The sequence below is a fragment of the Pauljensenia hongkongensis genome, from assembly GCF_001746855.1.
In the GTDB taxonomy this organism is placed as follows: domain Bacteria; phylum Actinomycetota; class Actinomycetes; order Actinomycetales; family Actinomycetaceae; genus Pauljensenia; species Pauljensenia hongkongensis.
Genome location: NZ_CP017298.1, coordinates 820653 through 831155, shown reverse-complemented (window position 1 = coordinate 831155; position 10503 = coordinate 820653). Strand labels below are relative to the sequence as shown.

General features: G+C 71.7%; 9 protein-coding genes. 7 read left to right on the top strand and 2 right to left on the bottom strand.

Annotated features, from left to right (window positions below):
• Positions 1-36: 36 nt before the first annotated feature.
• Positions 37-936, bottom strand: a complete 900-nt coding sequence (locus BH719_RS03455; RefSeq protein WP_009743360.1) for a carbohydrate kinase family protein — start codon at positions 934-936, stop codon at positions 37-39.
• Positions 937-1006: 70 nt separating this feature from the next.
• Positions 1007-2269: a LacI family DNA-binding transcriptional regulator gene (locus BH719_RS03450; protein ID WP_009743359.1), complete on the bottom strand. Its 1263-nt coding sequence runs from the start codon at positions 2267-2269 to the stop codon at positions 1007-1009.
• Positions 2270-2458: 189 nt separating this feature from the next.
• Here BH719_RS03450 and BH719_RS03445 point away from each other — a divergent pair, with 189 nt between their 5' ends.
• The 7 genes from BH719_RS03445 to BH719_RS03415 all read left to right on the top strand — a co-directional run.
• Positions 2459-3973, top strand: coding sequence for a sugar ABC transporter ATP-binding protein (locus BH719_RS03445; RefSeq protein WP_009743358.1), 1515 nt, complete (start codon positions 2459-2461; stop codon positions 3971-3973).
• Positions 3970-5016, top strand: a complete 1047-nt coding sequence (locus tag BH719_RS03440) for an ABC transporter permease (protein WP_009743357.1) — start codon at positions 3970-3972, stop codon at positions 5014-5016. Before BH719_RS03445 ends, BH719_RS03440 begins: the two co-directional genes overlap by 4 nt.
• The gene (locus BH719_RS03435) at positions 5013-6065 is read left to right on the top strand and encodes an ABC transporter permease (protein WP_009743356.1); all 1053 of its coding nucleotides are present in this window, start codon (positions 5013-5015) and stop codon (positions 6063-6065) included. Before BH719_RS03440 ends, BH719_RS03435 begins: the two co-directional genes overlap by 4 nt.
• Positions 6066-6129: 64 nt before the next feature.
• A complete protein-coding gene (gene rhaS, locus BH719_RS03430) occupies positions 6130-7197 on the top strand; it encodes a rhamnose ABC transporter substrate-binding protein (RefSeq protein WP_009743355.1) in 1068 nt (355 codons plus the stop codon).
• A 187-nt stretch (positions 7198-7384) separates the two neighbouring features.
• Positions 7385-7750 carry an L-rhamnose mutarotase gene (locus BH719_RS03425; RefSeq protein WP_009743354.1) on the top strand — a complete coding sequence of 122 codons (366 nt, stop codon included), beginning with the start codon at positions 7385-7387 and terminating at the stop codon, positions 7748-7750.
• Between the two features lie 50 nt (positions 7751-7800).
• Positions 7801-8982: an L-rhamnose isomerase gene (gene rhaI, locus BH719_RS03420; RefSeq protein WP_009743353.1), complete on the top strand. Its 1182-nt coding sequence runs from the start codon at positions 7801-7803 to the stop codon at positions 8980-8982.
• Positions 8983-8987: 5 nt separating this feature from the next.
• The coding region (locus BH719_RS03415) for a rhamnulokinase (RefSeq protein ID WP_069774623.1) at positions 8988-10503 on the top strand (1516 nt) is incomplete at its 3' end.

Here is a 10503-nt window from a genome sequence, read left to right as displayed (position 1 = left end):
CGCGGTTGAGCGGTGCTGCGCCCACCGCGCCGCCTCCTAAAGGCGGAGGGCTGCCTCCAGCTCCTGGCGGTTGACGAAACTCGTGTGCGTCCCCGCCGAGCCGCACGCCCACGCGCCGCCGACGGCGCCAGCGCGGCCCGCCTCGGCGAGCGGGCGCCCCATCAGGCGCGCGTGGAGGAACGCCGCGACGAAGGAGTCGCCCGCCCCGTTGGAGTCGACGGCGGGCCTGTCCGGCAGAACCGCGGCGGCCACCCGGATCGGCGAGTCGGGGGCGGCTCTGCTCCAGATCCTCGCCCCGCGCTCCCCGTCCATGACGACGACGGCTCCGGCCCTGCCGCACGAGAAAACGTCCGCGACGACCCCGGCCTCGTCGGCCAGGGCGGTGGCTGAGACGAACACGGTGTCCGCGCTGTACGCGAAGTCGCGGTGGTAGTCGGAGCGGCCGTCCCAGTCGTGCAGGTCGGTGGAGGTGGTGGCGCCGGACCCCAGGGCGTCCGGCAGGGCGCGGCGGGCCCAGTCCATGATCGACACGTGGACGTGGCGGGTCCGTCCGAGCCAGTCGCGCCACAGGGCGGGGTCCGGTTCGAACCCGTCCGCGCGGGCGTCGTAGAGGGAGAGCCTGCGCCCGTCGGGGGCGACCAGGTTGACGGAGCGGCGGGTGCCCGCGGTGTTCGTCGCGAACGACGCGGGGATGCCGTCGTGCTCGAAGGAGGAGCGGATGAGGGCGCCCTCGGGGTCGTCCCCGATCACGTCCACTACCGCCGCACGCATTCCCAGGGCGTGGGCGCCGCGGACGACGCCGTTCCCCGTGTGCCCGAGGAGTGTGCGCACGGGGGGCACCATCAGGGAGTCCGCCTGGGGGAGGGGGAGCGCGGGGACGCGCACCACGGTGTCGACGCCGACGCCTCCGATGACCAGGATATCGAGGGATTCCATGGCCCAACCGTAGCGGATGGCGGAGTGTGCTGCCGCGCGCTTGGAGGGCGCGCACCGTCGGCGCCGGATCTCAGCGCCTCGGCGCGGACGTGGACTCGCGGATGACGAGTTGCGGGTCGAAGGAGCGGTGCTCGATGGCGGGGGAGTCCTCCTCGTTGGCGCGGGGGTCGGCCAGCAGCAACTCGACCGCCGCCATGCCCAGCTCCTCCATCGGCTGGCGGATGGTCGTCAACGGCACGGAGGTCTGCGAGGCGAGGGCGATGTCGTCGAAGCCGACCAGGGAGACATCGGCGGGGATGCGTATCCCGGCGTCGCGCAGCGAGGACATGACGCCGAAGGCGATGAGGTCGTTCGCGCAGAAGACCGCTGTCGGGTGCCCGTCGTCCCCGTCGGGGCCGGTGCGGCCGGCGCGCCCGTCCTGCGCGCCGTTGGAACCGGGGCGGCCTGGGCCCCGGCCGTCTCCGTCCGCTCCGCCCGGGGCGCCGTCCCCGCCCTGCGCGTCGCCCGCGCCCGCCCCCAGGCCCCGCGCCGCCAGCCATTCCCCGGCGAACTCCCGTCCGGCGCGGGCGGTGAAGTCCGCGACGGAGACCACGTCGAGCGCGACCGATCCGGTCCCCGTCAGCTTCTCCCAGTGCGCGATCGCGTCGCGGACGCCGAGCAGGCGCTGCCGGGCCTGGCGCACGTGGGCGGGGCCGTTGACGAAGATGATGCGCCGGTGCCCCAGGGCCAGCAGGTGCTCGATCGCCAACGACGCGCCCGCCCGGTCGTTGACGGCGATGCTCGACATGTCAGACGAGGTGTCCGGGGTGTCGAAGAGGACCACGGGGATCCCCTGGGCGACGAGCTCGTGGGCCGCCTCGAGTTCCGAGTCCGCGGGGGTGAGCAGGACGCCGCGCACGGCCTGCCGGGCCATAGTGCGCAGCAGTTGGGCCTCCTCTGCCACCGAGGCGTGGGTCGAGGACAGGGTCATGACGAAGCCCGCTTCGCGCAGGCAGCGCTCCATGCCCGAGGCGGCCTCCATGAAGAACGGGTTGTTGAGGTCGAAGACGGCGACGGCCACCAGGGGGGAGGTCCCCCGTCTGAGGGCCTGGGCAGTGGGGTTGGGGACGTAGCCGAGCCGCGCGATCGCGTCCTCGACCCGTTTGCGCACTTCGGGACTGACGCTCCCGCGCCCGTTGATCACATTCGACACGCTCCCCACGCTGACTCCGGCCAGGGTGGCGACGTCCTTGACCCCGGGGGCCTTCCCCCCGGGCCGGGCCGGGCCGGGGCGGCGCGGCGCCTTCGGCGGGTCTTGGTCCGAACGCTGGGTCGCCTGGGTCCGAGGGGTCATTGGCTCCGCTTCCGTCGCGCGTGGAGTGAGAATCGAGGATGAATCGTTCATATTAGTACATTCGCGCCCCCTTGTTCCGCGTTATTCCGCAGGGCGCGGCGGGGTTCTGTGGCCGAGTTGACAGGATCCGTCCGCCATGCCACACTTCTGACCACTGAATCGTTTCATTCCTCAGTGCGGAGGTGAACCATGACACGTGACACCGTCGAACCCATTGTGTCGCTGCAGCACGCGGTGAAGCGGTTCGGCAGCTTCACGGCGATGAGCGACGGGTGCATCGACCTCTTCCGCGGGCAGATCCACGCCCTGGCGGGCGAGAACGGCGCCGGGAAGTCGACCCTGGTCAAGGTGCTCGCCGGAATCCACCGGCCCAACGGAGGGCGCCTCCTGCTCGACGGGGAGCCAGTGGCGTTCAAGAGCACCGCGGAGTCCAAGGCCGCCGGGATCTCCGTCATCTACCAGGAGCCCACGCTCTTCCCGGACCTGTCCGTCGCGGAGAACATCTACGTGGGCCGCCAGCCCCGGGGCCGCTTCGGCATGATCGACCACGCCGCGATGCGCGCCGACGCGCAGCGCCTCTTCGACCGCCTCGAGGTCGCCATCGACCCGGCGGTGCCCGCCGAGGGGCTGTCCATCGCGGACCAGCAGATCATCGAGATCGCCAAAGCGATCTCCCTGGACGCGCAGGTCCTCATCATGGACGAGCCCACGGCCGCGCTGTCCGGGCACGAGGTGGAGCGGCTCTTCGCCATCGCGCGCTCCCTGCGCGACCGCGGCGCGGCGCTCATGTTCATCTCCCACCGCATGGACGAGATATACGACCTGTGCGACCGGATCACGATCATGCGCGACGGGCGCTACGTGTCCACGCGCGTCCTGGCCGAGACCGACCGCTCCCAGCTGGTCAAGGACATGGTCGGCCGCGAGGTCGACCAGCTCTTCCCCAAGCTCGAGGCCCAGATCGGCGAACCGGTGCTCCGCGTCGACGGGCTCACCCGCTACGGGGCTTTCGAGGACGTCTCCTTCGAGCTGCGCTCCGGCGAGATCCTCGCCCTCGCGGGCCTCGTGGGCGCGGGGCGATCCGAGGTGGCGCGCGCGGTCATGGGGATCGACCGCGCCGACGCCGGCTCGGCCACCGCCTTCGGCGAGCCCCTCAAGCTCGGCGACACCGCGGCGGCGATCCGCGCCGGCCTGGCGTTCGTGCCCGAGGACCGGCGCAAGCAGGGGCTCGTCATGGACCTGTCGGTCGCGCGCAACACCACCCTCACCCTGCGCGACAAGCTGGCGAAGTGGGGCATCATCGACGCCCGGGCCGAGGCGCGCGCCGCCCAGCAGTGGACGCGGACCCTCGAGGTCAAGGCCGCCAGCCAGCACTCGCCCGCCTCCTCCCTGTCCGGCGGGAACCAGCAGAAGGTCGTCCTGGCGAAGTGGCTGGCGACGGATCCGAGGATCCTCATCGTCGACGAACCCACCCGCGGCATCGACATCGGCACGAAGGCGGAGGTCCACCGCCTGCTGTCGACGCTGGCGCGCCGGGGGGTGGGCATCCTCATGATCTCCTCCGAGCTGCCGGAGGTCATGGGAATGGCGGACCGGGTGCTCGTCATGTGCGAGGGCCGCGTCACCGCCGAACTCGAACGCGCCGAGGCGACCGCCGAAGCGATCATGACGGCGGCGACCGACCACACGAAGGCGGCATCATGACCACCACCGCTCCCTCCAACGATGCCCCCGCCCCGCCCCGAGCACCCGCCGCGCGCAGCGCCTGGCGCTCCCTGGCGTCCCTGCGCGAGGCGCCGGTGCTGGTCGCCCTGGCCCTCCTCGTCCTGGCCACATGGGCGCTCAACCCGCGCTTCCTGACACCGCAAGGAATCAAGGACCTGTTCCTCAACGCCACCATCGCGATGCTCATGGCCGCCGGGCAGTCCCTCATCATCCAGTCCGAGGGCGTGGACCTGTCGGTCGGCTCGATCCTGGGAGGCTCCGCCTTCCTCACGGGCGTGCTCTTCGTGTCGGCGCCCGGGGTCCCGATCATCGCCGTGTTCCTCGCCGGAACCGCCCTGGGCGCGGCGCTCGGCGCGGTCAACGGGCTCCTGGTCACCCGGGCGCGGGTGCCCGCGATGGTCATCACCCTGGGCACCCTCTACGTCTTCCGCGGAGCGCTCAACTGGTGGGCGGGCTCCACCCAGTACTTCGCGGGGGACAGGCCCCAGGCCTTCGGGGACCTCGGTGTCGCCACCGTCATGGGCTTCCCCTTGCTCACACTGCTCGCTGTGGCCGTCGTCGCGGCGATCTCCCTGTTCCAGCGCTATGCGCGCTCGGGGCGCGACCTCTACGCGATCGGGTCGGACCGCGCCGCCGCGGCCGTGTACGGCATCCCCGTGGGGAGCCGCGTCCTCATGGCCTTCATCGTCAACGGGGCGATGGTCGGCCTCGGCGGCGTCCTGTACGCCTCCCGCTTCAACTCGGTCGGGGCGACGACCGGGAGCGGCATGGAGCTCGACATCGTCGCCGCCTGCGTCGTCGGCGGCGTCGCCATGACCGGTGGCGTGGGAACCGCCTACGGCGCCGCCATCGGGGCCCTGCTGCTCAACACGATGACGTCCGCGCTCACCGCGATCGGCGTCGACAAGTTCTGGCAGAGGGCCGTCGTCGGCGCCCTCATCCTGGTCGCCATCGTCATCGACCGGGTCTCGACGGTCCGCCGGCGCGAGTCCCTGCGCAAGGAAGGAGGCGCATCAGCATGAGCCGGACACCGAACACCCCGGCGGAGGGCTCGGGAAGGAGGGCGCCGAGCGCCCTGCGGCGCATCGCCGCCTCCAGGGACGCCAAGATGACGCTGGTCCTGGCCCTGGTGGTCGTGGCCGCCCTGGTCCTGGTCCCCCGATTCGGACAGCCGCGCACCCTCACGTTCCTCACGCTCGACGTGGCGGCCACACTCCTCATGGCCCTGCCGATGACCCTGGTCATGATCAACGCCGACATCGACCTGTCCGTCGCCTCGACGGCCGGCCTGGTCAGCGCCGTGATGGGGGTCCTCGTCCAATCGGGGACGGGCTTGTGGGCGGTGGTTGCCCTGTGCCTGCTGATCGGCGTGGCGTGCGGCCTGTTCAACGCGGTCATGACGGCCTACGTCGGACTCCCGGCGCTCGCGGTCACGATCGGCACGCTCGCCCTCTACCGCGGCCTCGCACTGGTGGTCATCGGCGACCAATCGATCTCGGCCTTCCCCGAGTGGGCGACGGAGGCCGTCACCGGCTCCTTCGGCAAGACGGGGATCCCCTACATGATCGTCCCCCTGGCGCTGGCGGTCGCCCTCTTCGCCGTCCTCCTCCACATGACGCCCTACGGGCGGGGGCTCTTCGCCCTCGGCCACTCCAAGAAGGCTGCGGAGTTCGTCGGCATCGACACGAGGCGCGCGCGCCTGATCGCCCTGGTCCTGTCGGGCGTGATGGCCGCCCTGGCCGGCGTGTACTGGACCCTGCGCTACTCGGCGGCCAAGGCCGACAACGTCGAGGGCCTGGAGCTGGTCGTCATCGCGGCGGTCGTCTTCGGGGGCGTCAGCGTCTTCGGCGGCAAGGGCTCAGTGTGGGGCTCCGTGTGCGGCGTCTTCACCGTCGGCGTCCTCAACTACGCACTGCGGCTCAACCGCATCCCCGATGTGGTCCTGGTCATGGTGACCGGGCTGCTGCTCATCGCCTCCGTGGTCGCCCCGTCGATAGCGTCGGCGTGGTCGCAGTGGCGCTCCCATCGAACACCGATAACACCCAACACCACCGGCGCCCAGGGCGCCTAGCGGAATCGCGCGCGACTCCGCGACCCACCACCGGCGCCTGAGGGCGCCTGAAAGGAAGACACCGATGTCTCTCACGAAACGCGGCGCGACCGCGCTGGCGGCCCTGGTCCTCGCTGCCTCGACGGCGGTGGCCGCATGCGGCGGGGGCTCCGGCTCCCAGGCGTCCGGCGGCTCGGGGGCCACCCCCGCGGGCGGCGCCTACGACGTCTCCTCCAAGACGATCACCTTCATCCCCAAGCAGCTCAACAACCCCTTCTCCGACGTCATGCTCGGCGGGGGCAAGGACGCGGCGGCCGAACTGGGCTTCGCCGAGGCGCACGTCGTCGGCCCGCTGGAGGCGTCGTCCTCCTCGCAGGTCTCGTTCATCAACTCCGAGGTCCAGGCGGGCACCAGCGTCATCGTGCTCGCGGCGAACGACCCCGACGCCGTGTGCCCGGCGCTGAAGGACGCGAGGGGCGCGGGCAGCAAGGTCATCACTTTCGACTCCGACGCCTCGGCCGACTGCCGCGACCTGTTCATCAACCAGGTCGAGTCCAAGCAGGTGGCGCTGACGATGCTGGAGATGGTGTCGGAGCAGACCGGCGGCTCGGGCAAGGTCGCGATCCTGTCGGCCACTGCGAACGCCACGAACCAGAACACGTGGATCCAGTACATGGAGGACGAGATCGCCTCCAACGCCAAGTACAAGGACATCTCCATCGTCGCGAAGGTGTACGGCGACGACGACGACACGAAGTCCTTCCAGGAGGCCCAGGGCCTGTTGCAGGCCCACCCCGACCTCGACGCGATCGTGTCCCCGACGACGGTGGGGATCGCCGCGACTGCGCGCTACCTGTCGACCTCCGACTACAAGGGCAAGGTCGCCCTGACCGGCCTGGGCCTGCCCAATGAGATGCGCTCCTTCGTCAAGGACGGCACCGTCAAGGAGTTCGCCCTGTGGGATCCCGCCCAGCTCGGCTACGTCGCCGCCTACGCGGGCGCGGCGCTGGAGAGCGGGGCGGTCAAAGGCGAGGTCGGCGAGACCTTCACCGCCGGCACTCTCGGCGAGCGCACCATCGAGGAGGGCAAGACCGTCGTCGTGGGCGACCCGGTGCGCTTCAACGCGGACAACATCGACAACTACGACTTCTGACCCCCGGGTCCTGCGCGGCGGGCCCGCCCACCGCGCAGGACCCGTCGGCGGGGACCTCCCGCATAAGCGATTGAACGATTCATCCACTGGCTCCCGATGACTCTGGCCCGCGGAGGCGGGCCCGACGACCAGTACCACGCAGTGGACACAGGGAGCGGCGCACCGCGCCCGAGCAGAAAGGACGGCCATGACTACCGTGCCCGCCTTGGACGAGACACTCGCCACCACATCCCAGTCCTCCCCGTCGCGCGCCTGCTTCCTCCTGCGGGTGCGCCCCGAGAAGCTCGCGGAGTACGCCGACGTCCACCAGCGCGTGTGGGAGGAGATGCGCTCCGCGCTGAGCCGGGCGGGGTGGCGCAACTACTCGCTCTTCCTGGACCCCTCCTCCGGCCTCGTCGTCGGCTACTACGAGGCGGACGACGCCCGGGCGGCCTCCGAGGCCATCGCCGCGACCGGGGTCAACGCCCGCTGGCAGCGGGAGATGGCCCAGTACTTCGAGCCCGGTGGCGGGGGAGAGGCCCAGACCCTCCACCAGTACTTCTACCTCCCCTGACCCCTGAGCCGCCGCGCCCACAACCCGCACCCACGCAATAGGAGACCCCCATGCCCCCCTCCCTCGCCGACCTCACCCCCACCCAGGCGCGCCTGCTGCGCGAGCAGACGATCGAACTGCCCAGCTGGGCGTTCGGCAACTCGGGAACGCGGTTCAAAGTGTTCACCACCCCTGGCGCGCCGCGCGACCCCTTCGAGAAGATCGACGACGCGGCCCAGGTCCACAAGTACACGGGGATCACGCCCCGGGTCTCGTTGCACATCCCCTGGGACAGCGTCGACGACTTCGCGCGCCTGCGGGAGCACGCCGCCGAGCGCGGGATCGAACTGGGGACCATCAACTCCAACGTCTTCCAGGACGACGACTACAAATTCGGCTCGCTGACCAACTCCGACGAGGCGGTGCGCCGCAAGGCCGTCGACGCCCACCTGCGCTGCATCGACGTCATGGACCGGACGGGCTCCACCACTCTCAAAGTGTGGCTCGGCGATGGCACGAACTACCCGGGCCAGGACTCGATCGCGGCCCGCCAGGACCGCCTCGCCGACTCGCTGGGGCGCATCTACGGCGCCCTGGGCGAGGACCAGCGCCTGCTCCTGGAGTACAAGTTCTTCGAGCCCGCCTTCTACCACACCGACGTGCCCGACTGGGGGACGGCGCTGGCGCACGTGAGCGCCCTGGGCGAGCGGGCGGTGGTCTGCCTCGACACCGGCCACCACGCGCCGGGCACCAACATCGAGTTCATCGTGGTCCAACTGCTGCGCGCCGGGCGCCTGGGCGCCTTCGACTTCAACTCGCGCTTCTACGCCGACGACGACCTGGTCGTCGGGGCGGCCGACCCGTTCCAGCTCTTCCGCATCATGCACGAGATCGTGTCCTCCGGGGCGCTGGAGGCCACCAGCGGCGTGAACTTCATGCTCGACCAGTGCCACAACCTGGAGCAGAAGATCCCCGGCGAGATCCTCTCCGCCCTCAACGTCCAGGAGGCCACCGCCAAGGCCCTGCTGGTGGACCGCGCGGCACTGGACGCGGCCCAGCGCTCCCACGACGTCATCGGGGCGAACCAGGTCCTCATGGACGCCTACTCAACGGACGTGCGCCCCCTGCTGCGCGAGCTGCGCGAGTCCCAGGGGCTCGACCCCGACCCCCTGGCGGCCTTCGCGCGATCGGGGTACCTGGCGCGAGCCGAGGCCGAGCGCGTGGGCGGCGCCCAGGCCAGTTGGGGCGCGTGAGCGCCGTGTCCACGACTGTCGCCGCCGTCGACCTGGGCGCCTCGTCGGGCCGCGTCCTGCGCGGCGTCCTCGACGGGGGGCGCCTGAGCGTCCGCGAGTGCGCCCGCTTCGCCAACGGCCCGGTGCGCCTGCCCCTGCGCTCCGCCCCGCCGGCGGGGGGAGGGACGGGGGAGGAGTACGCGTGGGACGTCCTCGCCCTGTGGTCGGGGATCCTCGACGGGCTGCGCGTGGCCGCCGGGCTGGGCCCGGTCGACGCCGTGGGGATCGACTCGTGGGCGGTGGACTACGCCCTGCTCGACGCCGACTCCCGACTGCTGGGCAACCCGGCCTCGTACCGCAGCCCCCGCTGCGCCCCGGCGGCGGCCGCCTTCCTGGCCGAGCTGGACGCCCAGTGGCTGTACGAACGCAACGGCCTGCAGTTCCAGCCCTTCAACACGGTGTTCCAACTGGTCGCGGACACCCGTGAGGCCCGCGCGTCCCTGGCGCGGAGGGCGCTGCTCATCCCCGACCTGCTGGCGTACTGGTTGACGGGGGAGGCCGTCACCGAGGTCACCAACGCCTCGACGACCGGCCTGCTCGACCCGGGCGCCCGCGCGTGGGATCCGGGGATCGCGCAGGCGCTGTTGGAGGGGTTCGGCGTCGAGGCGCGCTTCCCCCGCCTCGTCGAGGCGGGCGCCGTGGTCGGCCCCATCACGGTCCCCGGCCTCGGCCTGCGCTCCCCGTCGGGGGAGGCGACTCCGCTCGTGGCCGTGGGCACCCACGACACGGCGTCGGCGGTCGTCGGCGTCCCCGCCGACCCGGACGGAGGCCCCTTCGCCTTCGTGTCCTCGGGCACGTGGTCGCTCGTGGGAGTGGAGCTGGGCGCGCCCGTGCGCACGCCCGAAGCGCGCCTGGCGAACTTCACGAACGAGCTCGGCGTGGACTCCACCGTCCGCTTCCTCAAGAACATCATGGGGATGTGGGTGCAGCAGGAGTGCCTGCGGCAGTGGAGGGAACGGGGCGAGGGGGGCCTGGACTGGCCCTCGCTGGACGCCCAGACCGAGGCGGCGCAGCCCCTGCGCTCCCTTTTCGACATCAACGCGCCGGAGTTCCTGGCCCCCGGCGGGATGATCGAGCGCATCAGCGCGCGGCTGGAGGCGGCGGGCGAGCCGGTGCCCACCACGCGCGGGGAACTGCTGCGGGCGGTCACCGAGTCCCTGGTGGTCGCCTACAGGCGCGCGCTGCGCGAGGCGGCCGAGCTGTCGGGAGTCGCCCCCGCCACGATCCACATCGTCGGAGGCGGGTCGAAGAACGCCCTGCTGTGCCAGTCCACGGCCGATGCCACGGGCATCCCCGTCGTCGCCGGGCCCGTCGAGGCGACCGCGCTGGGGAACATGCTCGTCCAACTGCGCGCCGTCGGCGCAGTGTCCGGCGGCCTGGGGGACATGAGGCGCCTCGTCGCCGCGTCTGCCCCTCTCGCGCGCTACGCCCCGCGGCCCGGCGCCGCCCCCCAGTGGGAGCGGGCCGAGGAACGGGTCGCGC

What these genes read in the sequence shown, in the direction of transcription:
- BH719_RS03445 (WP_009743358.1), top strand. Translation starts at nt 2,459, where the DNA reads ATGACACGTGACACCGTCGAACCCATTGTGTCGCTGCAGCACGCGGTG.
- BH719_RS03455 (WP_009743360.1), bottom strand. Translation starts at nt 936, where the DNA reads ATGGAATCCCTCGATATCCTGGTCATCGGAGGCGTCGGCGTCGACACC.
- rhaS (WP_009743355.1), top strand. Translation starts at nt 6,130, where the DNA reads ATGTCTCTCACGAAACGCGGCGCGACCGCGCTGGCGGCCCTGGTCCTC.
- BH719_RS03450 (WP_009743359.1), bottom strand. Translation starts at nt 2,269, where the DNA reads ATGACCCCTCGGACCCAGGCGACCCAGCGTTCGGACCAAGACCCGCCG.
- BH719_RS03425 (WP_009743354.1), top strand. Translation starts at nt 7,385, where the DNA reads ATGACTACCGTGCCCGCCTTGGACGAGACACTCGCCACCACATCCCAG.
- rhaI (WP_009743353.1), top strand. Translation starts at nt 7,801, where the DNA reads ATGCCCCCCTCCCTCGCCGACCTCACCCCCACCCAGGCGCGCCTGCTG.
- BH719_RS03440 (WP_009743357.1), top strand. Translation starts at nt 3,970, where the DNA reads ATGACCACCACCGCTCCCTCCAACGATGCCCCCGCCCCGCCCCGAGCA.
- BH719_RS03435 (WP_009743356.1), top strand. Translation starts at nt 5,013, where the DNA reads ATGAGCCGGACACCGAACACCCCGGCGGAGGGCTCGGGAAGGAGGGCG.